25 protein-coding genes and 1 pseudogene are annotated in these 24870 nt (G+C 68.3%); all 26 read right to left on the reverse strand.

Going from position 1 to position 24870, the window contains the following annotated elements; all coding sequences use genetic code 11:
• Positions 1-79: 79 nt before the first annotated feature.
• The 26 genes and pseudogenes from G5T42_RS02950 to G5T42_RS03075 all read right to left on the reverse strand — a co-directional run bounded on the left by G5T42_RS02950 (position 80) and on the right by G5T42_RS03075 (position 24570).
• Positions 80-763, reverse strand: a complete 684-nt coding sequence (locus G5T42_RS02950; protein WP_165125208.1) for a thioredoxin domain-containing protein — start codon at positions 761-763, stop codon at positions 80-82.
• Between the two features lie 12 nt (positions 764-775).
• A complete protein-coding gene (map, locus tag G5T42_RS02955; protein ID WP_165125211.1) occupies positions 776-1612 on the reverse strand; it encodes a type I methionyl aminopeptidase in 837 nt (278 codons plus the stop codon).
• A 1-nt stretch (position 1613) separates the two neighbouring features.
• Positions 1614-2243: an adenylate kinase gene (locus tag G5T42_RS02960; protein ID WP_165125214.1), complete on the reverse strand. Its 630-nt coding sequence runs from the start codon at positions 2241-2243 to the stop codon at positions 1614-1616.
• Positions 2240-3565: a preprotein translocase subunit SecY gene (gene secY, locus G5T42_RS02965; RefSeq protein ID WP_165125217.1), complete on the reverse strand. Its 1326-nt coding sequence runs from the start codon at positions 3563-3565 to the stop codon at positions 2240-2242. Before secY ends, G5T42_RS02960 begins: the two co-directional genes overlap by 4 nt.
• Positions 3566-3708: 143 nt before the next feature.
• Positions 3709-4311, reverse strand: a complete 603-nt coding sequence (rplO, locus tag G5T42_RS02970) for a 50S ribosomal protein L15 (protein WP_165125220.1) — start codon at positions 4309-4311, stop codon at positions 3709-3711.
• Positions 4311-4496, reverse strand: coding sequence for a 50S ribosomal protein L30 (gene rpmD / locus G5T42_RS02975; protein ID WP_060960260.1), 186 nt, complete (start codon positions 4494-4496; stop codon positions 4311-4313). Before rpmD ends, rplO begins: the two co-directional genes overlap by 1 nt.
• Positions 4496-5170, reverse strand: a complete 675-nt coding sequence (gene rpsE, locus G5T42_RS02980) for a 30S ribosomal protein S5 (protein WP_241245934.1) — start codon at positions 5168-5170, stop codon at positions 4496-4498. Before rpsE ends, rpmD begins: the two co-directional genes overlap by 1 nt.
• Before the next feature lie 20 nt (positions 5171-5190).
• Positions 5191-5550, reverse strand: coding sequence for a 50S ribosomal protein L18 (rplR, locus tag G5T42_RS02985; protein WP_165125223.1), 360 nt, complete (start codon positions 5548-5550; stop codon positions 5191-5193).
• A 2-nt stretch (positions 5551-5552) separates the two neighbouring features.
• Positions 5553-6089, reverse strand: a complete 537-nt coding sequence (gene rplF / locus G5T42_RS02990; protein ID WP_165125226.1) for a 50S ribosomal protein L6 — start codon at positions 6087-6089, stop codon at positions 5553-5555.
• Positions 6090-6095: 6 nt separating this feature from the next.
• Positions 6096-6494 carry a 30S ribosomal protein S8 gene (gene rpsH / locus G5T42_RS02995; protein WP_165125229.1) on the reverse strand — a complete coding sequence of 133 codons (399 nt, stop codon included), beginning with the start codon at positions 6492-6494 and terminating at the stop codon, positions 6096-6098.
• 94 nt (positions 6495-6588) lie between these two features.
• On the reverse strand, positions 6589-7179 hold the full coding sequence (rplE, locus tag G5T42_RS03000) for a 50S ribosomal protein L5 (RefSeq protein WP_165125232.1): 591 nt from the start codon (positions 7177-7179) through the stop codon (positions 6589-6591).
• A gap of 2 nt (positions 7180-7181) precedes the next feature.
• The gene (gene rplX, locus G5T42_RS03005) at positions 7182-7541 is read right to left on the reverse strand and encodes a 50S ribosomal protein L24 (protein ID WP_141881983.1); all 360 of its coding nucleotides are present in this window, start codon (positions 7539-7541) and stop codon (positions 7182-7184) included.
• A gap of 2 nt (positions 7542-7543) precedes the next feature.
• The gene (gene rplN, locus G5T42_RS03010; protein WP_045246799.1) at positions 7544-7912 is read right to left on the reverse strand and encodes a 50S ribosomal protein L14; all 369 of its coding nucleotides are present in this window, start codon (positions 7910-7912) and stop codon (positions 7544-7546) included.
• A gap of 34 nt (positions 7913-7946) precedes the next feature.
• Positions 7947-8294, reverse strand: a complete 348-nt coding sequence (gene rpsQ, locus G5T42_RS03015; RefSeq protein ID WP_165125235.1) for a 30S ribosomal protein S17 — start codon at positions 8292-8294, stop codon at positions 7947-7949.
• Entirely contained in the window at positions 8294-8608 is a 315-nt protein-coding gene (gene rpmC / locus G5T42_RS03020) for a 50S ribosomal protein L29 (protein ID WP_018171452.1), read from the reverse strand. The genes rpsQ and rpmC overlap by 1 nt, the downstream gene beginning before the upstream one ends.
• Positions 8608-9027, reverse strand: a complete 420-nt coding sequence (rplP, locus tag G5T42_RS03025) for a 50S ribosomal protein L16 (RefSeq protein ID WP_133540925.1) — start codon at positions 9025-9027, stop codon at positions 8608-8610. The genes rpmC and rplP overlap by 1 nt, the downstream gene beginning before the upstream one ends.
• On the reverse strand, positions 9027-9788 hold the full coding sequence (rpsC, locus tag G5T42_RS03030) for a 30S ribosomal protein S3 (protein WP_133540926.1): 762 nt from the start codon (positions 9786-9788) through the stop codon (positions 9027-9029). The genes rplP and rpsC overlap by 1 nt, the downstream gene beginning before the upstream one ends.
• On the reverse strand, positions 9788-10189 hold the full coding sequence (gene rplV, locus G5T42_RS03035; protein WP_165125240.1) for a 50S ribosomal protein L22: 402 nt from the start codon (positions 10187-10189) through the stop codon (positions 9788-9790). Before rplV ends, rpsC begins: the two co-directional genes overlap by 1 nt.
• Positions 10190-10214: 25 nt before the next feature.
• Entirely contained in the window at positions 10215-10496 is a 282-nt protein-coding gene (gene rpsS / locus G5T42_RS03040; RefSeq protein ID WP_018171448.1) for a 30S ribosomal protein S19, read from the reverse strand.
• Positions 10497-10508: 12 nt separating this feature from the next.
• Positions 10509-11348, reverse strand: coding sequence for a 50S ribosomal protein L2 (gene rplB, locus G5T42_RS03045; RefSeq protein WP_165125244.1), 840 nt, complete (start codon positions 11346-11348; stop codon positions 10509-10511).
• A gap of 26 nt (positions 11349-11374) precedes the next feature.
• On the reverse strand, positions 11375-11674 hold the full coding sequence (gene rplW, locus G5T42_RS03050; protein ID WP_165125247.1) for a 50S ribosomal protein L23: 300 nt from the start codon (positions 11672-11674) through the stop codon (positions 11375-11377).
• Positions 11671-12331: pseudogene (gene rplD / locus G5T42_RS03055) on the reverse strand (50S ribosomal protein L4). The gene rplW and the pseudogene rplD overlap by 4 nt, the downstream one beginning before the upstream one ends.
• 4 nt (positions 12332-12335) lie before the next feature.
• Positions 12336-12995, reverse strand: a complete 660-nt coding sequence (rplC, locus tag G5T42_RS03060) for a 50S ribosomal protein L3 (RefSeq protein ID WP_165125250.1) — start codon at positions 12993-12995, stop codon at positions 12336-12338.
• An 11-nt stretch (positions 12996-13006) separates the two neighbouring features.
• Positions 13007-13315 (reverse strand): 30S ribosomal protein S10, encoded by a 309-nt coding sequence (rpsJ, locus tag G5T42_RS03065; RefSeq protein WP_013584016.1) that lies wholly within the window; start codon positions 13313-13315, stop codon positions 13007-13009.
• 502 nt (positions 13316-13817) lie between these two features.
• Complete coding sequence (locus G5T42_RS03070; protein WP_165125271.1) at positions 13818-15302, reverse strand: hypothetical protein; 1485 nt, start codon at positions 15300-15302, stop codon at positions 13818-13820.
• A 274-nt stretch (positions 15303-15576) separates the two neighbouring features.
• Entirely contained in the window at positions 15577-24570 is an 8994-nt protein-coding gene (locus G5T42_RS03075) for a SpaA isopeptide-forming pilin-related protein (protein WP_165125274.1), read from the reverse strand.
• Positions 24571-24870: the final 300 nt, after the last annotated feature.

The following is a 24870-nucleotide window of genomic DNA, read 5'->3' on the forward strand; positions in this document are numbered from 1 at the left end:
TGCTGCGATCTGGTGCGACTCTAGCGGCGTGCCCGTCGTGGCGACATCATCAGCGTCCCGCGCGGGCGACCGCTGCCCGCTACTGGAGCGCGTTGACGATGTCGGCCTGGGGGTCGCCGGTCAGGTCGACGATCTCGCCGTTCAGCACCACGGTGGGCGTCCCGATACCCGTGTTGCCCTCCTTGACGGGGGTCTTCTCGGTGATGTTCGTCACGAACTTCGAGTACCGGCCGCTGTTCACGCAGTCGTCGATGCCCGTCACGCCGGCATCCGAGGCGATGGCCAGGATCTGCTCGTCGGTCAGTCCCGTCGAGCCCTCCTCCGGCTGGTTCTTGTACATCGCCTGCATGAAGGGCACGGATGCTTCGGGGTCGGCCACCGCGACGCAGTACATCGCGTTCGCCGCCCGCGTCGAGTACTCGGTTCCCTGCGACGCGCGGTCGAGGATCGAGATGGGGTGGATGTTGAGGGTGATCGATCCGTCGTCGACGAGGCCCTGGATCGTCTCGCCGTACGACTGCTCGAACTGGTTGCAGATGGGGCACATGAAGTCGATGTAGGTGTCGAGCTCGTTCGAGCCCTCACCCACCGCGATGGCACCGGTCTCGGAGTTGATGTTCGACCCCTGCGGCGCCTCGCCCGGCCCGGACGACGCGTTGTTCATCCAGATGACGAGAGCCGCCACGACCACGAGCGCGACGACGACGCCGACGCTGATCCAGATCGCGAACCAGTTGACCTTGCGCTGCTGCTTCTGAGCCATCGCATCCCCCTCTCAAGCCACGGGCACGGGAGTCACACCGAACTGTGCGAGCCCCGCCTTCCCGCCGTCGGGCGCCGTGAGCACCCAGATACCGTCATCGTGCACGGCGACGCTATGTTCCCAGTGGGAGCCCGCCGTGCCGTCGAGCGTCGACACCGTCCAGCCGTCGTCCTCGATGCGCGTCGCCTGATCGCCGATGACGACCATCGGCTCGATCGCGACCGCGAGGCCCGGACGGACCTCGGGTCCAGAGTCCGCGACGCGGTAGTTGAAGACCGAGGGCGACTCGTGCATCTTGCGGCCGATGCCGTGCCCGACGTAGTCGCGCAGGATCCCGTAGCCGTGGCCCGCGCCGTCGATGTAGGACTGGATGGCGGCGCCCACCTCGGCCAAGTGCTTCGCCGTCGCGAGCGACGCGATGCCGGCCCAGAGCGACCCTTCGGTGACCCGCGAGAGCTCCTCGCGCTCCGCTACGACCTCGGGCCGCGAGGGGTCAGGCACGACGACGGTGAAGGCAGAGTCGCCATTCCAGCCCCGGTACTCCGCGCCGGCGTCGATGGACACGATGTCACCCGGCTCCAGCGCGCGCGAGGACGGGATGCCGTGCACGACCTGCTCGTTGACCGAGGCGCAGATGGTGTGGCGGTATCCGCGGACGAGCTGGAAGTTCGACCGCGCACCCCGCGAGGTGATGACCCGGGATGCCTCGGCATCCAGCTGCTCCGTCGTGACACCGGGCGCGATCAGCGCGCGGACGGCGTCGAGCGCGGCGGCGGTGATGAGACCCGGTTCCACCATCGCCCGCAGCTGGGCGGGCGACTTGTAGATCGAGCGGCGGAGCGAGACCACGTCAGGCGGCGGCCGGACGGGTCAGACCGCGCCGCTCGAGCGCCGCGACGATGCGATCGGTGATCTCGTCGAGCGAGCCGACGCCGTCGACCTCGTCGACGATGTCGCGCGTGCCGTAGACGCCGAGGATCGGCGCGGTCTCGGTCTCGTAGATCGACAGCCGCGCGGCGATGACCTCGTCGGTGTCGTCGGCGCGCCCCTGCTCGTGCGCGCGCTTCGTCAGCCGGGCGATGCTCTCCTCGCGAGGCACCGACAGCACGATGACGGCGTCGAGCGCCTCGTCACGGCCCTCGAGGAACTCGTCGAGGTGCATGACCTGGGCCACGTTGCGCGGATAGCCGTCGAGCAGGAAGCCGTCCGCGGCATCCTCCTGCGAGAGACGATCGCGGACCACGGCGCTGGTCAGCTCGTCGGGGACGAGCTGACCGGCGTCGATGATGCTCTTGACCTGCTGCCCCAGCTCGGTGCCCTCTGAGACGTTCGCGCGGAACACGTCACCGGTCGAGATGACCGGGATGCCGAACGACTCCGCGATGCGGACGCCCTGGGTGCCCTTTCCAGAGCCCTGGGGTCCGACGATCAGGAGGCGGACGGGACGTGAGGCGGTGCCCTGAGCCTGCCGAAGGGTCATCGCAGAAGTCCTTCGTAGTGTCGCTGCTGCAGCTGGGCGTCGATCTGCTTGACCGTCTCGAGACCCACGCCGACGATGATCAGGATCGACGCGCCGCCGAACGGGAAGTTCTGGTTGGCGCCGACCGTCGCGAGCGCGATGAGCGGCAGGAGCGCGATGAGGCCAAGGTAGATCGAGCCGGGCAGCGTGATGCGGGTGAGGACGTAGTCCAGGTACTCCGCCGTCGGCCGGCCCGCACGGATGCCGGGGATGAACCCGCCGTACTTCTTCATGTTGTCGGCGACCTCGACGGGGTTGAACGTGATCGCGACGTAGAAGTACGTGAAGCCGACGATGAGGAGGAAGTACAGGAGCATGTACAGCGGGTGGTCACCGCGCACGAGGTACAGCTGGATCCACGCGACCCACGCCGGCACCTCCTCGCCCGGCTGCGGCTGGTTGAACTGCGCGATGAGGGCGGGGATGTACAGCAGCGACGAGGCGAAGATGACGGGCACGACGCCGGCCATGTTCACCTTGATCGGGATGTACGTGTTCGTGCCGCCGTAGGTGCGCCGGCCGACCATGCGCTTGGCGTACTGCACCGGGATGCGTCGCTGCGATTGCTCGACGAAGACGACGAGTGCCACGACGACGATCCCGACCGCGAGGACCAGGAGGAAGACCTCGAAGCCGCGCGACTGCCAGATCGCCCACATCGACGCGGGGAAGGCCGCAGCGATCGACGTGAAGATAAGGATCGACATGCCGTTGCCGATGCCGCGCTCGGTGACCAGCTCGGCGAACCACATGATGAGGCCCGTGCCCGCGGTCATCGTGATGATCATGAGCAGCTGCGCCCACCACACGTCGTTCGTGAGCAGCTGCTCACACGCGGGGATGCCGGTCGTGCCGAACAGCTGACCGCTGCGGGCGACCGTCACGAGCGTCGTCGACTGCAGCAGTGCGAGCGCGATCGTCAGGTAACGGGTGTACTGCGTGAGTCGGGCCTGTCCGGCCTGGCCCTCCTTGTACAGCGCCTCGAAGTGCGGGATGACGACGCGCAGGAGCTGCACGATGATCGTCGCCGTGATGTACGGCATGACGCCGAGGGCGAAGATCGACAGCTGCAGCAGCGCACCGCCGGAGAAGAGATTGACGAGCGACAGCAGGCCCTCGGTGCCGGAGCTCTGCGCACGCAGACAGTCCTGCACGTTCGGGAAGTCCACGAACGGGGCCGGGATGTGCGCGCCGAGACGATAGAGGGCGATGATCGCCAGTGTGAATGCGATCTTCCGCCGAAGGTCGGGCGTACGGAAGACCCGCGCGATTGCGCTGAACAAGAGGTTGCCTCCAGAGGGGATGCCGGCACGCGACGGGGCGCGCCGTCAACCAGCGTAACCCAGCGGGCCACCCGCGACGTTGCGAGGGTTTGCGCCAGGGACGACAGCAGGGGCCGGAGGATCCCTCCGACCCCTGCCGGGTACTACTTGACGGAGCCGCCCGCGGCGACGATCTTCTGCTCGGCAGAGCCCGAGACCTTGTCGACCGCCACGTTGAGCTTGACCGCGATGTCGCCGGTGCCGAGCACCTTGACCTTCTCGTTCTTGCGGACCGCACCCTTGGCGACGAGGTCGCTCACGGTCACGTCGCCGCCCGAGGGGTAGAGCTCGGCGAGCTTCTCGAGGTTGACCACCTGGTACTCGACGCGGAACGGGTTCTTGAACCCGCGGAGCTTCGGAGTACGCATGTGCAGCGGCATCTGGCCGCCCTCGAAGCCGACGCGCACCTGGTAGCGGGCCTTGGTGCCCTTGGTGCCACGGCCGGCGGTCTTGCCCTTCGAGCCCTCACCGCGACCCACGCGAGTCTTGGCGGTGTTGGCGCCGGGGACCGGACGCAGGTGGTGCACCTTGAGCACGCCGGGACGGGCTGCCGGGGCATCCTTCTTCACGGCGTCCTTCTTGGGGGCAGCCTTGGCGTCGGCCTTGGCGGCCTTCGGCGCCTTCGCGGCGGCCGGCTTCTTGGCGGCAGCCTTCTTGGGCTCGGTGGCCTCGGCCACGTCGTCCTTCTTCTCGGCCTTGTCAGCCATCAGTCGATCTCCTCAACCTTGACGAGGTGGGCGACGGTCTTGACGTAGCCGCGCGTCTGCGCGTCGTCGGGACGGACGACCGAGTCGCCGATCCGCTTGAGACCGAGCGAACGCAGCGTGTCGCGCTGGTTCTGCTTCTCGCTCACCTTGGACTTGATCTGCGTGACCTTGAGACGCGCAGCCATCAGACACCTGCCTTCGCAGCACGGGCGGCCTCGGCCGCCTCGGCCTCGGCACGGACGAGACGGGCGGGCGCGACCTGATCGAACTCGAGGCCACGGCGCGCGGCGACCGCACGGGGCTCCTCAAGCTGCTTCAGGGCGTCGACCGTCGCGTGGACGATGTTGATCGTGTTCGACGAGCCGAGCGACTTCGACAGGACGTCGTGGATGCCGGCGCACTCGAGGACGGCGCGCACCGGGCCACCGGCGATGACACCGGTACCGGCGGCAGCCGGACGCAGCAGCACGACACCGGCCGCGGCCTCACCCTGCACAGGGTGCGGGATGGTGACGCCGGCGCGGGGAACGCGGAAGAAGTTGCGCTTGGCCTCTTCGACACCCTTCGAGATGGCGAGGGGCACCTCACGGGCCTTGCCGTAGCCGACGCCGACGACGCCGTTGCCATCGCCCACGACGACGAGCGCCGTGAAGCTGAAGCGACGACCGCCCTTGACGACCTTCGACACGCGGTTGATCGTGACGACGCGCTCGAGGAACTGGCTCTCGTTGCGGTCACGGCCGCCGCGGTCACCGCGGGTCTGGCTGCGCTCACGACCACCGCGACGCGGCTCGCGCTCGCGCTCGGCGGGTGCTTCGGCAGCCGGGGCCTGGGCCTCGGCCGGAGCCTCTGCGGTCACGTTGTTCTCCTTGTTGTCACTCACAGGTTCAGACCTCCCTCGCGGGCGCCGTCGGCGATCGCCGCGACACGGCCGGCGTAGCGGTTCCCGCCACGGTCGAACACGACGTCCGAGACACCGGCGGCCTTCGCGCGCTCGGCGAGGAGCTCGCCGACCTTGCGGGCCTTGGCCGTCTTGTCATCGTCGGACGCGCGCAGGTCGGCCTCGAGCGTCGAGGCCGAGGCCAGCGTGCGGCCCTTGCTGTCGTCGACGATCTGCACGAAGACGTGACGCGACGAACGGGTGACGACCAGGCGCGGACGCTCGGGGGTGCCGACGACCTTCTTGCGAAGGCGGGCGTGACGACGCGCGCGCGCGTCGGTCTTCGACTTCACAGCCATGGTTACTTACCAGCCTTTCCGGCCTTGCGCCGAACGACCTCGCCGGCGTAGCGCACACCCTTGCCCTTGTACGGCTCGGGCTTGCGAATCTTGCGGATGTTGGCAGCCGCCTCGCCGACGGCCTGCTTGTCGATGCCGCTCACGGTGAGCTTGTTGTTGCCCTCGACCGTGAAGGTGATGCCCGCGGGCGGGTCGACCAGCACCGGGTGCGAGAAGCCGAGGGCGAACTCGACCGAGCTGCCCTTCTGCGCCACGCGGTAACCCGTGCCGACGACCTCGAGGCCCTTGGAGTAGCCCTGGGTGACACCGATGATGTTGTTGTTGATGAGCGTGCGGGTCAGGCCGTGGAGCGAACGCGACGAGCGCTCGTCGTCGGGGCGGGTGACGAGCACCTGACCCTCTTCGACCTTGACCTCGATGGGGCGGGCCACGGTGAGCGAGAGCTCGCCCTTGGGGCCCTTGACCGCGACATCCTGACCGTCGACCGAGATGGTCACACCGGCGGGGATGTCGATCGGGAGACGACCGATACGCGACATGTCAGATCACCACACGTAGGCGAGGACTTCCCCACCCACGCCCTTCTGCTCGGCCTGGCGGTCGGTGAGAAGACCGGAGGAGGTGGACAGGATGGCGACACCCAGGCCACCGAGGACCTTGGGGATCTCGGTCGACTTCGCGTAGACGCGGAGACCGGGCTTGGAGACGCGCTTGATGCCGGCGATCGACCGCTCGCGGTTCGGGCCGTACTTGAGCGTCAGCGTGAGGGTCTGGCCGACGCGGGCCTCCTCGACGTTCCACTCGGCGATGTAGCCCTCCTGCTTGAGGATGTCGGCGATGTGCGTCTTGAGCTTGGAGCTCGGCAGCGACACGGAGTCGTGGTGCGCCGAGTTCGCGTTGCGCAGACGGGTCAGCATGTCTGCGACCGGGTCTGTCATTGTCATTTGTTGATTCCTTCGTTCATGAGGTTTCGGCTGCCGTTACACGACAGACGACCTTCTATGACTGCCCCGGCGATGCCGCCGGGGACTTCTTCGATCAGGCCTGGGCGTCGTCCGCGCGGAACGGGAAGCCCAGGTGACGCAGGAGCGCCCGGCCCTCGGCATCCGTCGTCGCCGTGGTGACGATCGTGATGTCGAAACCGCGCACGCGGTCGATCTTGTCCTGGTTGATCTCGTGGAACACCGACTGCTCCTGGAGACCGAAGGTGTAGTTGCCGTGGCCGTCGAACTGCTTGGCCGACAGGCCGCGGAAGTCGCGGATGCGGGGCAGCGCCAGGTTGACGAGACGGTCGATGAACTCCCACGCGCGGTCGCCGCGGAGTGTGACGTGCGCGCCGATGGCCTGCCCCTCGCGCAGCTTGAACTGCGCGATGGACTTGCGGGCCTTGGTCACGACCGGCTTCTGACCGGTGATCTTGGTGAGGTCGTCGACCGCGCCATCGATCACCTTGCTGTCGCGAGCTGCCTCGCCGACACCCGTGTTCACGACGACCTTGACCAGGCCGGGCGTCTGCATGACGTTCGCGTAGCCGAACTCCTCCTGCAGGGCCTTCTTGATCTCGGCGTTGTACTTCTGCTTCAGGCGGGGCTGGATCTTGCCAGCCTCCACGGCAGTGGTGGTGCTCATATTCAGAGGTCCTTGCCTGACTTCTTCGCGTAGCGCACGCGGACGGTGCGCTTCACGCCGTCCTTGGTCTTCTCCTCGACGCGGTGGCCGACACGCGTCGGCTTCTTGGTCGAGGGGTCGACGAGCGCGACGTTGGAGATGTGGATCGGGGCCTCGAACGTCTCGATGCCGCCGGTCTTGGTGCCGCGCTGGGTCTGGCCCACGCGGTTGTGCTTGGTGACGTAGTTCACGCCCTCGACGATGACGCGGTTCTGCTCGGTAAGGACCTCGAGGACCTTGCCCTGCTTGCCGCGGTCACCGCCGCGCTCGGGCTTGGCGCCCGAGATGACCTGAACGAGGTCGCCCTTCTTGATCTTCGCCATGACTAAATGACCTCCGGCGCCAGCGAGACGATCTTCATGAACTTCTTGTCACGAAGCTCGCGGCCGACCGGTCCGAAGATGCGGGTGCCGCGGGGCTCCCCGTCGTTCTTCAGGATGACGGCGGCGTTCTCGTCGAACTTGATGTACGAGCCGTCGGGACGGCGCGTCTGCTTGACGGTGCGGACGACGACGGCCTTGACCACGTCGCCCTTCTTGACGTTTCCGCCCGGGATCGCATCCTTGACCGTGGCGACGATGACGTCACCCAGGCCGGCGTAGCGCCGGTTGGAGCCGCCGAGCACACGGATCGTGAGCAGCTCCTTGGCGCCGGTGTTGTCGGCGACCTTGAGGCGGGATTCGTTCTGAATCACTTCTTACTCCTTGGGTTCCAAGCAAGCCGAGGGCTTACTTGGCCTTCTCGAGGATCTCGACCAGGCGCCAGCGCTTGGTGGCGCTCAGCGGGCGGGTCTCGTTGATGAGGACGAGGTCGCCGATGCCGGCGGTGTTGCCCTCGTCGTGCGCCTTGACCTTGGAGGTCCGACGGATGACCTTGCCGTAGAGGGGGTGCTTCACGCGGTCCTCGACCTCGACGACGATCGTCTTGTCCATCTTGTCGCTCACGACGTAGCCGCGGCGCGCCTTGCGGTAGCCGCGGGCGGCCTCGTCGCGCACGTCGTGCGCGGCCGACTCGTGACCGGCGACCTGGTCCTTGACCTCGGCCTCGGCGGCCGCTGCCTTCTTCGTGTCAGCCATCACTCGGCCTCTTCCTTCGCGGCCTCGTCAGCGGCATCCGCCTTCTTGGCCTTGGTCTTCTTCGCCTTCGTCGCGACCTCGAGCGGCGCGGGCGTGGCACGGATGCCGAGCTCGCGCTCACGGATCACGGTGTAGAGCCGCGCGATGTCGCGCTTGACCGCACGGATGCGGCCGTGGCTCTCGAGCTGGCCGGTGGCCGACTGGAAGCGCAGGTTGAACAGCTCTTCCTTGGCCTTGCGCAGCTCCTCGACGAGGCGCTGGTCTTCGAACGTGTCGAGCTCGCTCGGGGCGAGCGTCTTGGTGCCGATCGCCATTACGCGTCGCCCTCCTCGCGCTTGATGATGCGTGCCTTGAGAGGCAGCTTGTGGATGGCACGGGTCAGGGCCTCACGAGCGAGCTGCTCGTTGACGCCGGCGACCTCGAAGAGGACGCGACCCGGCTTGACGTTTGCGACCCACCACTCCGGCGAACCCTTACCGGAACCCATGCGGGTCTCGGCGGGCTTCTTCGTGAGCGGACGGTCGGGGTAGATGTTGATCCACACCTTGCCGCCACGCTTGATGTGACGGGTCATCGCGATACGAGCGGACTCGATCTGACGGTTCGTCACGTAAGCGGGCGTGAGGGCCTGGATGCCGAACTCACCGAACGACACCTTGGTGCCACCGGTGGCCTGGCCCGAACGGCCGGGGTGGTGCTGCTTGCGGTGCTTGACCTTGCGGGGGATGAGCATTACGCCGACGCTCCTTCTGCCACGGGGGCCTCGTTGCGGGGGCCACGACGACGGTCGCCGCCACGGTCATCGCGACCGCGGGACTGCTTCGGCGCGTTGGCCTGCTCGCGCGCGAGCTCCTTGTTGGTGAGATCGCCCTTGTAGATCCAGACCTTCACGCCGATGCGGCCGAAGGTGGTCTTTGCCTCGTAGAAGCCGTAGTCGATGTTCGCGCGGAGCGTGTGCAGGGGCACACGGCCTTCGCGGTAGAACTCCGAGCGGCTCATCTCGGCGCCGCCGAGGCGGCCCGACACCTGGATGCGGACACCCTTGGCGCCGGCGCGCTGCGCGCCCTGCAGACCCTTGCGCATCGCGCGGCGGAACGCCACACGAGCCGAGAGCTGCTCGGCGATGCCCTGCGCGACGAGCTGGGCGTCGGCCTCGGGGTTCTTGACCTCGAGGATGTTGAGCTGGATCTGCTTGCCGGTGAGCTTCTCGAGGTCGGCGCGGATGCGCTCGGCCTCGGCGCCGCGGCGGCCGATCACGATGCCCGGGCGGGCGGTGTGGATGTCGACGCGGACGCGGTCACGCGTGCGCTCGATCTCGATGTTGCTCACGCCGGCGCGGTCGAGCTGCGTCTGCAGCAGCTTGCGGATCTTGATGTCCTCGGCGACGTAGTCGGCGTAGCGCTGGCCCGGCTTCGTCGAGTCCGAGAACCACCGCGACACGTGGTCCGTGGTGATGCCGAGGCGGAAGCCGTACGGGTTTACCTTCTGTCCCATTACTTGCTCGCCTTCTTGCTGGTCTTGGCCGCGGGAGCCGCCTCAGCGGTCTCCGGCGTCGAGAGCACGACCGTGATGTGGCTCGTGCGCTTCTTGATCTGGAAAGCGCGACCCTGTGCGCGGGGCTGGAAACGCTTGAGCGTCGTGCCCTCGTCGACGTACGCGTTGGCCACGTACAGGTCCTGCTCGTCCAGGTACTCGTTCACCTGGTCGGCCTTGACGCGAGCGTTCGCGATGGCCGAGGCGACGAGCTTGTAGATCGGCTCGCTCGCGCTCTGCGGCGCGAACTTCAGGATCGCGAGCGCCTCCTGGGCCTGCTTGCCCTTGATGAGCGCGACGACACGACGAGCCTTCTGAGGGGTCACGCGGATGTGTCGCACGCGTGCGATGGACTCCACCATTTCTCTCTCCTCTTGCGCCCCCGCGTCAGCGGCGGCGGCCCTTCTTGTCGTCCTTCACGTGGCCGCGGAAGGTGCGGGTGGGCGCGAACTCGCCCAGCTTGTGGCCGACCATGGTCTCGGTCACGAACACGGGGATGTGCTTGCGACCGTCGTGGACGGCGATCGTGTGCCCGAGCATCGCGGGGATGATCATCGAGCGACGCGACCAGGTCTTGATGACGTTCTTGGTACCGGCTTCGTTCTGGACGACGACCTTGCGAAGCAGGTGCTCGTCGACGAAGGGGCCCTTCTTAAGGCTACGAGGCATCTTCCTCTACTCCTACTTGCGCTTCTTGCCGGCGTTGCGACGACGGACGATGTACTTGTCGCTTTCCTTGTTGGCGTGACGGGTGCGACCCTCAGCCTGGCCCCAAGGAGTGACGGGGTGACGTCCACCGGAGGTCTTGCCCTCACCACCACCGTGCGGGTGGTCGACCGGGTTCATGGCGACACCGCGGACGGTCGGGCGGATGCCCTTCCAGCGGTTGCGGCCCGCCTTGCCCCAGTTGATGTTCGACTGCTCGGCGTTGCCGACCTCGCCGATCGTCGCGCGGCAGCGCGCGTCGACGTTGCGGATCTCGCCCGAGGGGAGACGCAGCTGGGCGTAGGGGCCGTCCTTCGCGACGAGACGCACCGAGGCGCCGGCCGAGCGGGCGAGCTTGGCGCCGCCGCCGGGACGGAGCTCGATCGCGTGGATGACCGTACCCGTGGGGATGTTGCGCAGCGGCAGGTTGTTGCCCGGCTTGATGTCCGCGCCGGCACCCGACTCGACGATGTCGCCCTGCGCCAGCTTGTTCGGCGCGAGGATGTAGCGCTTCTCGCCGTCGAAGTAGTGCAGGAGCGCGATGCGCGCCGTGCGGTTGGGGTCGTACTCGATGTGCGCGACCTTGGCGTTGATGCCGTCCTTGTCGTTGCGACGGAAGTCGATGACGCGGTACTGACGCTTGTGGCCGCCACCGATGTGACGCGTGGTGATGCGGCCCTGGTTGTTGCGGCCACCGGTCTTGGCGAGCGGGCGGAGGAGCGACTTCTCGGGCGTCGATCGGGTGATCTCGGCGAAGTCAGCCACCGACGAGCCGCGGCGACCCGGGGTCGTGGGCTTGTACTTGCGAATAGCCATTGTTCTCTAGTCCTCGTTCCCGACCGTCAGCCGACTGCCGTGAAGATGTCGATGGTGCCCGACTTGAGCGTCACGATGGCGCGCTTGGTGTCCTTGCGCTTCCCCGTGCCGAAGCGGGTGCGACGGGCCTTGCCGACGCGGTTGAGCGTGTTGACCGCTGCCACCTTGACGCCGAAGATCTTCTCGATCGCGAGCTTGATCTCGGACTTCGAAGCGCGGGGGTCCACGAGGAACGTGTACTTGCCCTCGTCGATGAGCCCGTAGCTCTTCTCGGAGACGACCGGCTTCAGGATGATGTCGCGCGGGTCCTTGTTGACGGTGGTCATGCCGAGACCTCCTCGGTGGCGCCGGTCTTCGACGCGACGAACGCGTCGTAGGCGGCCTTGGTGAAGACGATGTCGTCGGAGACGAGCACGTCGTAGGCGTTCAGCTGGTCGAACGTCAGCACGTGGACGTACGCGAGGTTGCGGACGCTCAGGACGCTGAGGTCGTCGTCGCGGTCGATGACGACCAGGACGTTCTTCGTCGCACCGAGGTCGGTCAGGACCGCCGCGGCCGCCTTCGTCGAGGGCGCACCCTCGATGCCGAAGGACTCGACGATGTGGAGGCGCTCGCCACGGGCGCGGTCGCTCAGCGAGCCCAGGAGGGCGGCGGCGATCATCTTCTTGGGCGTGCGCTGCGAGTAGTCGCGCGGCTTCGGGCCGTGGACGATGCCACCGCCGGTCATGTGCGGCGCGCGGATCGAGCCCTGACGGGCGTTACCCGTGCCCTTCTGCTTGAAGGGCTTGCGGCCGGCGCCCGAGACCTCACCGCGACGCTTGGTCGAGTGGGTGCCCTGGCGAGCCGCCGCGCTGCGCGACGACGACCTGGTGGATGAGCGGGATGTTCGTCTTGACGTCGAAGATGGCGGCGGGCAGCTCCACGGAGCCGGCCTTCTTGCCGTCGGCCTTCAGGACGTCGAGCGCGAGAGTCGAGTCAGCCATGAGATCAGGCACCCTTCACTGCGTTGCGGACGTAGACGATGCGGCCGCGCGCACCGGGGACGGCGCCCTTGACGAGCAGCAGACCCTTCTCGGCGTCGACGGCGTGCACCGTGAGGTTGAGGACGGTCACGCGCTCGCCACCCATACGGCCGGCCATGCGCATGCCCTTGAAGACGCGGCTCGGGGTCGACGAGGCGCCGATCGAACCGGGCTTGCGGTGGTTGCGGTGCGCACCGTGCGATGCCGAGACGCCCTTGAAGTTGTGGCGCTTCATGACACCCGCGGTGCCCTTGCCCTTGCTGGTGCCGACGACGTCGACCAGCTGGCCGGCCTCGAACACGCCGTCCACCGTGAGCTCCTGACCGAGTGAGTAGTCAGCAGCATCCGCGGTGCGGATCTCGGTGAGGTGACGGCGAGGAGTCACGCCGGCGGCCTCGAAGTGGGCCGTGAGGGGCTTGTTCACCTTGCGGGGGTCGATCTGGCCGTACGCGATCTGAACGGCGTTGTAGCCGTCCTTCTCGGGCGTGCGAACCTGGGTGACCACGTTCGGGGCGATCTCGATGACGGTGACGGGAACGAGCTTGCCGTTCTCGTTCCACACCTGGGTCATGCCGAGCTTGGTGCCGAGCAGACCCTTGGAAGTCTTTTCGTTGATGTGTGCCATGGTCGTCGTCCTCAGAGCTTGATCTCGATGTTGACGTCGGCCGGCAGGTCAAGGCGCATCAGCGAGTCGACGGCCTTGGGCGTCGGGTCGATGATGTCGATCAGACGCTTGTGGGTGCGCATCTCGAAGTGCTCGCGGCTGTCCTTGTACTTGTGGGGCGACCGGATGACGCACACGACGTTCTTCTCGGTCGGAAGGGGCACGGGGCCCACGACGGTCGCACCAGCACGGGTCACGGTGTCGACGATCTTGCGCGCCGAGCTGTCGAGGCCGGCGTGGTCGTACGACTTCAGGCGAATGCGGATCTTCTGTCCCGCCATTGTCTGCTCACTCTCTTTCCGCGTCTTACCTCTGTCGGGCATCGGACGCACGTGGCGCTTCGCGTTCGCGAGGCGCCTGGGCACTTCCACCGGCTTGCGCCGGTGATGCTGCACCGCTGTTCTGCTGTCAAACCGGATGCCTCGGCATCCGGCTCCTTCCTCGGCCGCACGAGGACGCACGCGTCCTCGGTGATCAAGGTGTCGGATTTGCTGTTCTGCTGCCCGCGGCCTAGACCCTGCGTAATCGCGTTGCCTATGCACTGCCCTGGCAGTGATCCGGCGCACGCCAAAAGGGGCACCGGAATGTGGAACCTCACTAGTCTACGGGCAGCCCGGGCGTGTCGCAAACCCGGGCGTGTCGCGCGGTGTATTGCAGGGCGGCTTCACAGACAAGAGCACGGAGACGGATGCCGCGGCCCTCGGCAGCCTCCTATTAAGAGGCACGCCGGCAACGCGAAGGGGCGGCCGCGCTTCGCGCGACCGCCCCAGGGGTGTGTGAACGTCAGCTCGCGTCGCCGCGGCGACGGCGCGCCGTGTAGACGGTCATCGCGAGACCCGCGAGGAGCGCGATGGCACCTGCCGCGAGGTAGCCCGCCTGGAACACGCTGCCCGTGACGGCGAGCGTCTCGGGGTCGGACGGGTCGCCGGCCGAGGTCGTGACGGGGACCGACGTCGTCGACGCGGGGTTGGCGCAGAGCGCGGTGGCCTGCGGGTAGGTGATCGACGTCTCGTACGACGGGTTCACCTCGAAGCGCACCGTGACGCCCTGACGCGTCCACTTGAAGTTGCCGTCGGTCTCGATGTACTTGCCGTCGACGAGCGCCCAGCCGGGCCACATCTTCGGCTCGGCCGCCGAGGCGCCCGGCCAGAGGATCTTGCCGGTGAGGGGCTGATCCGCCACGACATAGTCGTCGCCCGACGGGTTCACGAAGCGGATCGTCAGCGGCGTCTGGTCGTCGGTCGTGTAGCCCTCGGGCAGGTCGACGTCGTACGAGAGGTAGGGGACGTCGCCCTGGCACACCGCGAGGATCTTGCCCGGCACGAGGTCTTCGTCACACGCCTCGCTGTCGGCGGCGAGCTGCGCGAGGCTGGGCACCTCCCAGACCGTCTTGGCGTCCGCGGCGAAGACTGTGCCCGCGCGCAGCAGCGCCGTCCAGATGGTCGTGCCGTTCGCGCCCGGCTCGGACGCCCACTCGACGTCGTCGCTCTTCTCGATCCAGCCGGCGGTGTCGCACGTGCCCGGCTCGAACTCGAGCGCGGGGCTGACGGGAGTCGGCTCGTAATCCGGAGCGCACCGCTCGTCGGTCGGCAGCAGCTGGGCGAGGCTCTGGATCGTCCACTGCGTCGTCTGGTCGACGGCGAAGATCGTCCCCGGCTTGGGGGTCGCGGTCCACGTCGTGGTGCCGTCGCTGTTGCTCGTCGGCGTCCACGTCACGTTCTCGCTGAGCGTGAGCGTGCCGGCCGCCTTGCACGTCGGGAGTGTGAGGTCGAGCTCGGGGATCACCACGGTGGGCTGGACCTCGGGCGTCGTGCCCTTGCAGACGATCCAGTGCGACACCGCGGACTGCTGGCCCCCGTTGTTCTCGGGCGACGCGTACGCGACTCCGGCGACCGGGTGCACGATGACGTTGTTCCAGTCGCTCCCGCCCTTGACGACGAGGAGCTCCCAGTGGTCGCCGGGCCACGACTGGTCGAACGCGTTGAGCGTCACCGTCTTGCCGTCGTCGGTGATGGAGCCGTGGCTCGTGTCGCCCTCGCTCGAGTAGCACGTGGCGTTGTGCGCCGCGTAGAGGGCCTCCCAATACTCCGGGTGGTTCGAGTCGGGCGTCCACTCCACAAGCGTGCCGACGGTGCCCTTGAGCTCCGCGGGTGAGTCGTCCTTGGCTGCCGAGGCGCTTCCGGTCACGAGCGGAGCGACGACGAGAGCGGCGGCGAGGACAGCGCCGGCAAGCGCGGAGAGTCGCCGATTGATGCGCACTTCGAGCACGCGTATTCCTTCCCCAAGACGGCGTGGACAGGCACACCGAAACCTCCAGCGCGTTCGGGTCGACGCTGTAGCGGCTTCCGCACGCCCTCCCGCTCCCCCAGGGGCGGGCCGAGATTCCACTCTCGGACGGGGTGCGCACACCGCGTTCTCGAACACTATCCGGGAATCGCCCCTGTGCGAAATCGAGTGCCTGCACGGCGGGGACGCAGTCCAGGCGCGCATGGGGAGAGGCCCCCCGACGAGCGTCGGCGGGCCTCTCCTGGCGGAGTCCGGGCTACTCGGCGTCGCTCCTCAGCACCTTCTTGCGACGGCGGTTGACGTACAGGAGCGCTGCTCCACCGAAGAGGGCGGCAAGGCCCGCCCACAGCGACCAGAGTCCGAGCGTTGCGCCGGTGACGGCGAGCGGCGTGAGGTACACCGTCACCGAATCGGCGGCTCGACCCGTGTCTTCGGGGTTGTCGAACGTGTAGTAGTCGACCACGCCGGTGTTGGCGATCTGAGTGGCCGACGACGCCGGGTTGACGAACGCGTTCAGGGTGATGGTCGGGGCCGACTCGCCCGGCTGGAGCGGACCGAACAGGTCGCACGTGAGCGTGCCCCCGTAGCCCTGTCCGTTCTGACCCGTGACCGCGCACGTCTCCCAGTTCGGGAAGACCGCGTCGTCGCCCTTGCCGGTCCAGGTGACGTCGGTGATCTTCAGGTCGGCGGGGATCGTGTCGGTCACGACCACCCCGTCGGCTGCCGAGTCATCCGTCACGTTCTGCACCGCCAGGGTGTAGTCGAACGAGTTCCCGGGCGCCGTGCGCTCTACGCTCGCGTTCTTGTCGATCACGACGTTGCTGTGACGCGCCTGGAAGCACTCCGGAGTGGCTGCCGGGTAGGAGACGTTGAACGTCAGCGTCGGGTTGACCGAGAACACGATCTGCGTGCCGTCGCGCCAGGCGAAGTCGATCTCGCTCGGGTCGAGGATCAGACCGTTGAACACGAAGGCCCCTGCATCCTCCGGCGCGTACTCCAGGCCGTCAGCCGGGTTGATGTAGCCGCCGTTCGGACCGTAGTCCGACGCCTCGAGCTGACGCCATCCGGGATAGTCGATCGCGACGCCCGACGGGGTGAACTCCGCACCGGGCCACACGATGTCGTTCCGGCCGACGCCGTCAGGACCGGCGAAGTACGGACCGAGGACCAGGGAGTGTCCGTCGACCTGCGGCTCCTGCAAGGTCGTCCACGTCGCCGTGATGGGGTCGTCGGACAGGTTCGGAGTCGTCCGGACGAAGAACCCGAGGTACGGCGCGTCGCTCACGCACCGGGTGTAGACGACGCCGGTGATGTCCCGCGTCTCGACCGACTCGCTGTCGCAGTTGTTCGACTCGACCTCGTCGTTCGCCGCGCTGACGCACGCCGTGTTGTCGATCGAAGCGAGCGGTGCGTCGAACTCCGGAGCGGGCGGGTCGTCGCCGACCAGGTTCTCGACCACCGTGCTCACCGTGTCGTCCGGCAGGAAGGTCACGGTGACCGTGATGGTCGTCGTCTGGCCGGCCGCGAGGGACGCGATGGTGAGATCGACGATGTTGTGGTCGACGATGTCGGAGTCATCGGTCACGCTGAGCGCCGGATCCCACTCCACCGCAGTGATGTCCACCCGGCTCGCGTACGGCTCGACGTCGAGCGAGTCGTCGAGCACGCGAACGTCCGTCGCATCGCGGGTTCCGTTGTTGGTCACCTCGAGCGTGTAGGTGTATTCGTCGTTGGGCTCGACGCTGGTCTCGCCCTCGGCGAGGTGCGCCGTCTTCGTGAGGCTCACGTCGTCGTACTGGACGACCTCGCACGCGTCGTCGGAGTCCTCGTAGGCGCCCGAAGTGACGGTGGCGGAGTTGTCGATGACGATGCCGCTCTCGGTCGCCTCGCCGTTCGTGCAGGTCGGGAGGTCCTCGTCTTCGCCGAGTACCGGCGGGGCGGTGACGTCGACGGTGGCCGAGACGCGGTACGTGACCGCGCTGCCAGCGCCCGATTGCGTGAGCGTGCCGCTCCCGATGACCCACGTGCCTTCGCCGTGCCTCCAGCTGTCGTCGGCCGGAGCAGGCGTCGCGTCGTCAGCCGTGTCGGGTGTCGCGTCACCGGCCGGCTCTGCGTGCCAGTCGGCGCCCGACGTCGGCTCCACCCCGTCCGGCAGCGCCGCCGGGATGTCGCTCAGCACGTAGGCCGCGCCGACCGCCGGGTCCTGGACGGGACCGGCGTGACGCACCGTGAGCAGGTAGCTCACCGTCCACGTGCCGTCGGGGTTCTGCACCGAGGACTCGCCAGACTTCTCGATCGACGGGAGCGCGGGCTGGGCGCAGGCCGAGGCGTCCTCCTCCTGGCCGAAGGCCGTGAGGGTCGCCGTGTTGAAGAAGCCGCTGCCGGGGGTCTCGGTGCACGCCGTCGTCTCGTCCTCGATCGCGGCAGCGGTCACGTCCGCCTCGACCGTCACCGTGTAGTGCTCGGTGACGCCGTCCGCGATCGTCCGGTCGGTGGCCATCGTCGCCGTGCCGTCGCCGAGGTCGAAGTCGCCCGCGCCGGTCGGACCGGTCCACGAGGCATCCGTCACCTCGATGCCGGCGCCGAACCCGAGCTCATCGGTCAGCGTGTACTCGGAGGCGAGGTTCTCGTCGTTGTCGGAAAGGCTCACCGCGACGTCGTACGTGATCGTCCAGGTGCCCGTGTCCGGGTCCTGCACGGCCGACGTGACGGTCTTCGCGATCGTCGGGTAGACGGCCTGCTGCACCGGGATGCACGCGTCGTCGGAGAGCGGGATGCCGCCCACCGTCATCGTCGCGGTGTTGTAGAAGCCCCGGCCGGACTGCGTCGAGACGCAGGTGCCCAGCTCCTCCGTCACCGTGTTCGTCACGTCGGCGAGCCAGGTGACGAGGTAGCGGTGCGGAGCGTCGTTCGCCCCGATCTCCACGTTGTCGAGGATCTTGTTCGCCAGGATGTGGATCAGCGGGAAGCCCGACAGCGGCTGGTTCGCGAGGTCGACGCGCTGCGCCAACCCGTCCCCGAGCGAGACGCCGACCGGGAAGCCCGGGATGTCGTCGAGCCGGTAATGGTCGTCGAACCCGCTCGGAGTCACCGTGATGAGGTACGAGACGAGCCACTGAGACGCGTTCTGCGGGTTCTGGATGGCACCCAGGCCGGTCTTCTCGATCTTCGGCAGCTTCGGCTCGGCGCAGGCGTCCGCCGTGTCGCTGTCGCCCGCCGCCGTCACCGTCGCGGTGTTCAGGAAGCCGCCCGCTTCGAGCGAGCCCTCCTCCTCGCACGCGAGGGTGTCGCCGGAGAAGTCCGCCAGCTCGACCTTCGCGATGACCGTCACCGTGTAGGTGTGGCTGGCTCCGCCGCCGAGCGTCCTCGCGGCTGCGAGGGTCGCGGCATCCGTCGCCAGGTCGAAGTCGCCGTCGGCGCCACCGGGTCCGGTCCAGGAGGCATCCACCACCTCGATGTCCCCGCCGAACTTCAGCTGGTCAGCGAGGTCGTAGACCGCCGTGAGCGAGGACGAGGTGTTCGTCACGACGACGTCGTAGGTGATCTGCCAGTTGCCGAGGAGCAGGTGCTCGACGCCCGTCACCGTCTTGTCGATGGTCACGCCCGGAGGCGTGATCTCGACACAGGCCGATGCTTCGTCCTCGCCGTAGCCGTTCGTCACCTGCGCGCCGTTCCAGAACCCGCTTCCGCCGGGCTCCTGGCTGCAGTCGAGCGCGTCGGGATCGGCCGTCGGCGCCACCGTCACGACGCGCGACACCGTGTAGGTGTGCGTCGCACCGGGAACGAGCACCCCGGTGGCCAGCTCACCCGAGCCGGCCCATGCGCCGTTGAGCGAGCCGGAGCCGCCAACGATGATGACGGGGCCCGAGGCCGTCCAGTCTCCGACACCGGTGACGCCCGCAGGCAGTGCCGCTGCGGTGTCGTCAGCCGTGTAGACGAGCGTCTGCGCGCTGGGGTTGGCGACGACGACGTCGTACGCGATGGTCCATTGGCCCGTCACGGCATCCTGAGTCGGAGCCTTGGGCGTCTTGGTGATCGTCGGAGATGCCGGCTCGCCGCACCCGCTGTCGGTGTCGGTCCCGCCCGGGAACGTCACCGTCGCGGTGTTGAAGAACGCACCGCCCTCTTCGTCGCACGTTCCGTCGGTCGCGCCGGGCTCACCGGTGTAGTGGGCGACCACGCGATAGGTGTACGTGACGGAGGCGTTCGGGGCGAGGACGTTGACGACCTGCGGCTGCGGGTCGCCGATCCATGCCGCGGAGACGACGGTGAAGGCCGGGTCGAACTGCGGGGTGTCGATGAGGCCGTAGGTGGCCGCGAGAGTCGCGCTCGAGTTCGAGACGGTGACCTCGTAGTCGGCCTGCCAGTCGCCGTCGGCGAGCTGGTTCACCGTCGCGTCGGACTTCTCGATCGTCACCGGCACCGGCAGGATGCTGATGCACGCCTCGGCGTCATCGGGGACGATGCCGTTGGTGACGGATGCCGCGTTCCAGAACCCGCTCTCACCGTCCTCATCGCACTGAAGACCATCCGGGTCGGCGGTCGGGGCGACGGTGATGCCCGCCGTGACGGTGTAGGCGTGGGAGGCGCCCGCCGGGAGCGTGCCCGTCGCGATCTGGGCCTGGCCGCCGCCGTTCCAACCCGGGGTCAGTGCAAATGTGCCGGCGCCGGTCGGATCCGCCGCGGGTGCGCCCACAGCCCACGCAGTCGTGAGCGTCGTGCCGCCCGGAAGCGCAGCGGGCGTGTCGGCCAGGGTGTACGCGAGCGGGATGCTGCTCTCATTCGAGACCGTCACCGTGTAGGTGAGCGTCCACTCCCCCGTCGACGGGTTCTGCACAGCTGCCGAACCCGTCTTGAAGACGACCGGCGATGCCGGCTCGGCGCACGCCGAAGCGCTGTCCGATCCGCCCGGGAAGGTGACCACGGCGCCGTTGAAGAACGCGCTGCCCGGTCCGTCGCACCGGAGTTCCGCCTGAGGCGCAGCGGTGCGCTGCGCGACGATGCGGTACGTGTAGACGTGCGTCGCGTCAGCGGCGATCGGCGTGTTCGCGGCCGGAGCCGTCCCCTGCCAGTCCGCCGTCACCACCGAGAAGCCGTCACCGAGGCTCGGGGTGTCGGAGAGCGTGTAGACCGTCGGGTACGTGGCGCTGGTGTTGTGCACCGTGACGGTGTAGTCGATCTGCCACGTGCCGTCCGCGAGCTGCTGGACGGATGCCACGGACTTCGCGACGTCGACGGGAGGCGACACGATGTTCACGCAGTCGGAGTCCTGATCATCGGCGCTGCCCGAGACGACGACGGCCGAGTTGATGAGGCCCTTCTGGTTCTCACAGGTTCCGAAGCCCTGCGCGAAGGCGCTCGGCACGAGGACCGCGCTGACCGTCCAGGTGTAGGTCGTGTTGGCCGGAAGAGTCCCGTGCCACAGCGGGGAGCCTGCGCTCGTGCTGTTGGTCGGGGCGGGCGATCCCCCCTTGGCCGTCACCGTCCAGGGACCCTGGAGCGACCACCCGGCGGGGAGCGTCGGCCACGTGTCCGTGACTGTGGCGTCGATCGCCGTCGCTCCGTCGTTGGTGACCGCGATGTCGAACGAGACGTTCCACGTGCCGTTCGAGTTCGGGGTCGCGGTGCCGTTGCTCTTGTCGATCGAGGGGAACGACGGCTCGGCGCACGCGCGAGCGGTGCCGTCGGGCGAGTTCTGACCCGGTCGGTAGATTGCCGTCGTGTTGAGGAATCCGCCGTCGTCGCCCGGCACGCACTGCCACGTGTCGCCGTCCTCGACGCCCGCCGCGAGGGTCGCACGGACCTCGACGCGGTAGGTGTGGGTCTGGCCGCCCGGGAGCGCGACACCGGTCGCGATCGTCGTGTCGGTCGTCCCGTTCCACGTCGCGCTCGTCGTGACGCCGGCCGGCTTGGAGATGATCGCGCCGTTCGAGGGCGTGATGCCACCGCCGAAGTCGAACGCGTCGGCGAGGTTGTAGGTGTATGTCGAGAAGGCCGAGCCGTTGGTGACCTTGATGTCGTAGCGGATCGTCCAGGTGCCGTCGGCGTTCTGCACCGGGTAGCCCGGGACGACATCCTTCGTGATGGTGCCCGACGCGTTCTCGTCGTTGTTGACGATCCGGCAGGTCACGTCCTGCGCGAGCTGCAGCGTCACCGATCCGGCGACAAGGGCGGCGGGGGTCTGCGTGCCCGTCAGCCAGCAGGTCCACGAACCGGCCGTGTAGCCCGACGGCCCGTTCTCACTCAGCTGGTAGGGGTGGCCCGCTTCCACAGCCGCGTTGATCTCGGCGAGGTCGGGCTGGACGATGCTGCCGAAGCCCTGGATGGCGGGCGCATTGCGGGTCTGGTCGTACGCCGTGAGCTGCCACTCGGTGGCCACATGCGTGCCGCCGCCGTCGTTGACGATCTGCTTCTGGAGGCGCAGCGTCGGGGCGATGTCGTCGTTCGTCAGCGTGCAGACCCCGGCGTCGCCGGGACCGATGTCGAGGGTCTTGTCGCCGAGTCCGACACCGCCGACGGGCGCGCCGTCGATGGTGCAGGTGAGTGCCGTCCAGTCGTAGCCGGCGAGCTGGTCCTCGCCGATCGCGTACTCGCCCGGCTTGACGCCCTTCGCCGTGCCCGTGTCGAACCGGATCGCCGGCGATCCGGCGACGGTGCTCGTCGCGGTGAGCTTCTGGTTCCAGTCGGCGGGAGCCTTCGTGCCGCCCGCGTCGTTCTGGACGACCTTGACGAGCGTCAGCGTCGCCCGCTCGGCGGGGTTCGTCACGGTGACCGTGACGGGCGTCGTGCTCGAGATGGTCGCCGGAGTCGGCGCGATGACCGGCGTCATCCATGTGTAGGAGGGGTCGGAGAAGAGCGCGTTGCTCGGGGCGTTCTCGGACACCGTGCACGTCGAGGTGAGCGGGAGCGCGGTCGACGGGCCGGTCAGGGTGGCAGCACCCGTGCCGGCCACCGACCACGTCCCGGAGAACTGGACGGCGCCTTGTCCGGTCCCGTAGGTGCAGGACCAGCTGCCGCTGAACGACGGGTTCGTGAGCCCTGCCAGTGTGATGCCCTGCAGCGCCTTCGCGATCTGGAGCGAACCGTAGACCCGCTTGGTGCTGTTGGCCACCGTGGCAGTCACGGTCTGGCCCGCGACGATGGCGGGTGCCTGCGTGATGACCGGCGTGTTCCAGGCGTAGGAGACGTCGACGAGCAAGCTCTGGGCGAGCGCGTTCTCGGTCACGGTGCACTGGGTGCCGACGAGGATGTTGAGGTCGCCCGTCGTCGGCGTCAGCGTCGCGGCGCCGGCGCCCGTGACGCTCCACGTTCCGGCCGAGCCCTCGGGGTCGGTGCAGGTGTAGGTACCCGAGAACGCCGTGCCCGGCCGGACGCCCGCGCCCGTGAGGCTCTTCGTGATCGCGAGCGTTCCGACGAGGAGGTGGTTCACGAAGGCGGCCGAGACGACGGGGTTGGCAGCGCCCTGGGCGATCGAGAAGGTCTTGGTGCTCGGGTCGAGGCCGTAGTTCGCCGGCGCCACCGTCTCCTTGAGCGAGTAGGCGCCGATGGGCAGACCGGTGACGAGGAACTCGCCGGCGTCGGTGTCGGTGTCACGACCCGTGTACCCCGGCTGTCCGGTGTTGTCGACGACGGTGATCGGCGACGTGTCGAGGTCCCACGGAGCGAGGGATGCCGCGCCGCTCGTCGCGGTGATGACGAACGTCGCTCCGCCGAGGAGCTTTCCACCGTCGTCGTGCTTGACCCACGAGACGGTGCCCAGCGGGTCGACGAAGGTCAGCGTCTTGGACTCCGCCGTCGCACCGAAGGTCGCCGTCTGCTGAGCGGGCGTGGGGAGGAGGTAACCGGCCGGAGCCACCGTCTCGGTGACGGTGTAGGTGCCCGGCTTGACGTTGCCGCTGAAGACGATCTTGCCCGTCGCGTCGGTCGTCCCCGTCGTGGAGCCGGTGCCCGTCGCAGGGTTCGGGGCGATGGTGAACTGGGCGCCCGCGAGAGGAGCACCGCTCGTGTTCGTCTTGAGGATCGTCAGCGTCGAGCACGTCGAGGGGACGCTCAGCGCGATCGGGTTGATCCAGTCGCCGAGCGACGAGGTGTCTTCCGGCGAGGAGCTCGAGCGCACGTTGAGGACGCCGTACGTTCCGCTGCAGCCGGCGTCACCGAACAGTGCCGTGAGGTTGATCGCCGCCTCGGAGAAGATGCCCGCCTCGACGGTGCCGCCGGAGAGGTTGTCGATCGCGCCCTGGTTGACCTGGCCGACGAAGCCCGACAGGTTTCCCAGCGAGACCCACGCGGTGCCGTTCCAGCGGTCCGCGCCGACGAGCGAGATGACGTTGCTGCCGTTCTGCTCGAGCGTCAGCCGCAGGTCTCCCGCCGTCCGGTTGGGCACCGGCCCCGACAGGTTCGTCTTCTGATTCAGCTCGACGTGGTACGAGACCGAACCGTTGTTCTCCTGGCGCTCGAAGCCCAGGTAGGCGTAAACGCTGCCGCCGACCGTCTGCGTGTAGGCGTACACGTTGCCGATGTCGGTCTTGCCGGGCGCGGTGCCGCTTCCCGAGGTCTGCGCGCCGCTCCATGGCCAGTTGCTCTCCTTCGAGCCGCCGGTGAACTGCGTGGCATCGTCGAACAGGTCGTTCGCGCGCGGCTGTCCGCCCACGGTCGCCCAGTCGAGCACGCCCGCGGCGGGGTCGTCGCAGAGGTTGCCGTCGATCTCGAAGCCCGCGACCGGCGACCCGGCGACGGGCCACCCCGAACAGGCCGAGAGTGCGGCCAGCGGAGCGGCGAGGGCCTGCTGCTGCACCGTGGGGTCGACAGTGCGGGCGGCCTGCGGCTGGACCGATGCGTCGGTGACCGCCTGGTCGTCGGCCGAGGCGTCCGCCGCACCCGTGTCTGCGGCGGCAGGGTCGGCCGCGGCCGGCGCGACCGGCGCGACCGGCGCGACCGGCGCGGGATCGGCCGTCGCCGCCTGGTCGGCGGGGGGCGCGGGATCGGCGGGCGGAGCCGCCTCGGCGGTCGAGGCATCCGTCGCCGTCGAATCCGTCGTGGCCGTCGTCGCGGTGTCGGTCGGCGGCGCGGGCTCTTCGGCGTACGCCGGGGCGGTGCCCGAGAACGCGAGCGCCCCGGCGACCACCACCGCGACCACACCGCTGTACCAGCGGTGCTTCAGCAGGAGCTTGCGATCGCGCTCACGCTGCTTCCGCAGATTCCGACGTGTCCCCTTGCGCCCAGCATCGGACGCACCCCAAGTGCCGTACATGTTTCACCCTCGTCGCCAATGACAACAAGCGACCCCGAGTCAGGGTCCCCCAAGGATCACGACCACGCCGGTGAAATCTCCCCAGATCTCAGCGTGGCCTAATGCCCCAAGGCGAACGTAGACCGGAGTTCCTCAAGAAGCAAGTAACGGGATGACAACATGCCTCGCGCGCCTCTGTGGAGGAGACGTCGGAAAAGAGGATGCCTCGGGCCCGGGAGGCCCGGAAAATCATCGGCGGCAGCAGGCTCGCCTCGGAAATGGAGCGGGCGCCCCTCCCGGAGGAGAGGCGCCCGCCCTATG

The organism is Microbacterium sp. 4R-513 (assembly GCF_011046485.1).
Lineage (GTDB): Bacteria > Actinomycetota > Actinomycetes > Actinomycetales > Microbacteriaceae > Microbacterium.

What these genes read in the sequence shown, in the direction of transcription:
- G5T42_RS02950 (WP_165125208.1), bottom strand. Translation starts at nt 763, where the DNA reads ATGGCTCAGAAGCAGCAGCGCAAGGTCAACTGGTTCGCGATCTGGATC.
- G5T42_RS02960 (WP_165125214.1), bottom strand. Translation starts at nt 2,243, where the DNA reads ATGACCCTTCGGCAGGCTCAGGGCACCGCCTCACGTCCCGTCCGCCTC.
- rplO (WP_165125220.1), bottom strand. Translation starts at nt 4,311, where the DNA reads ATGGCTGACAAGGCCGAGAAGAAGGACGACGTGGCCGAGGCCACCGAG.
- rpmD (WP_060960260.1), bottom strand. Translation starts at nt 4,496, where the DNA reads ATGGCTGCGCGTCTCAAGGTCACGCAGATCAAGTCCAAGGTGAGCGAG.
- rplR (WP_165125223.1), bottom strand. Translation starts at nt 5,550, where the DNA reads ATGGCTGTGAAGTCGAAGACCGACGCGCGCGCGCGTCGTCACGCCCGC.
- rplF (WP_165125226.1), bottom strand. Translation starts at nt 6,089, where the DNA reads ATGTCGCGTATCGGTCGTCTCCCGATCGACATCCCCGCCGGTGTGACC.
- rpsH (WP_165125229.1), bottom strand. Translation starts at nt 6,494, where the DNA reads ATGACAATGACAGACCCGGTCGCAGACATGCTGACCCGTCTGCGCAAC.
- rplE (WP_165125232.1), bottom strand. Translation starts at nt 7,179, where the DNA reads ATGAGCACCACCACTGCCGTGGAGGCTGGCAAGATCCAGCCCCGCCTG.
- rplX (WP_141881983.1), bottom strand. Translation starts at nt 7,541, where the DNA reads ATGGCGAAGATCAAGAAGGGCGACCTCGTTCAGGTCATCTCGGGCGCC.
- rpsQ (WP_165125235.1), bottom strand. Translation starts at nt 8,294, where the DNA reads ATGGCTGACACGAAGAAGGCAGCGGCCGCCGAGGCCGAGGTCAAGGAC.
- rpmC (WP_018171452.1), bottom strand. Translation starts at nt 8,608, where the DNA reads ATGGCGATCGGCACCAAGACGCTCGCCCCGAGCGAGCTCGACACGTTC.
- rplP (WP_133540925.1), bottom strand. Translation starts at nt 9,027, where the DNA reads ATGCTCATCCCCCGCAAGGTCAAGCACCGCAAGCAGCACCACCCCGGC.
- rpsC (WP_133540926.1), bottom strand. Translation starts at nt 9,788, where the DNA reads ATGGGACAGAAGGTAAACCCGTACGGCTTCCGCCTCGGCATCACCACG.
- rplV (WP_165125240.1), bottom strand. Translation starts at nt 10,189, where the DNA reads ATGGTGGAGTCCATCGCACGCGTGCGACACATCCGCGTGACCCCTCAG.
- rpsS (WP_018171448.1), bottom strand. Translation starts at nt 10,496, where the DNA reads ATGCCTCGTAGCCTTAAGAAGGGCCCCTTCGTCGACGAGCACCTGCTT.
- rplB (WP_165125244.1), bottom strand. Translation starts at nt 11,348, where the DNA reads ATGGCTATTCGCAAGTACAAGCCCACGACCCCGGGTCGCCGCGGCTCG.
- rplW (WP_165125247.1), bottom strand. Translation starts at nt 11,674, where the DNA reads ATGACCACCGTCAACAAGGACCCGCGCGACATCATCCTGAAGCCGGTC.
- rplC (WP_165125250.1), bottom strand. Translation starts at nt 12,995, where the DNA reads ATGGCACACATCAACGAAAAGACTTCCAAGGGTCTGCTCGGCACCAAG.
- rpsJ (WP_013584016.1), bottom strand. Translation starts at nt 13,315, where the DNA reads ATGGCGGGACAGAAGATCCGCATTCGCCTGAAGTCGTACGACCACGCC.
- G5T42_RS03075 (WP_165125274.1), bottom strand. Translation starts at nt 24,570, where the DNA reads ATGTACGGCACTTGGGGTGCGTCCGATGCTGGGCGCAAGGGGACACGT.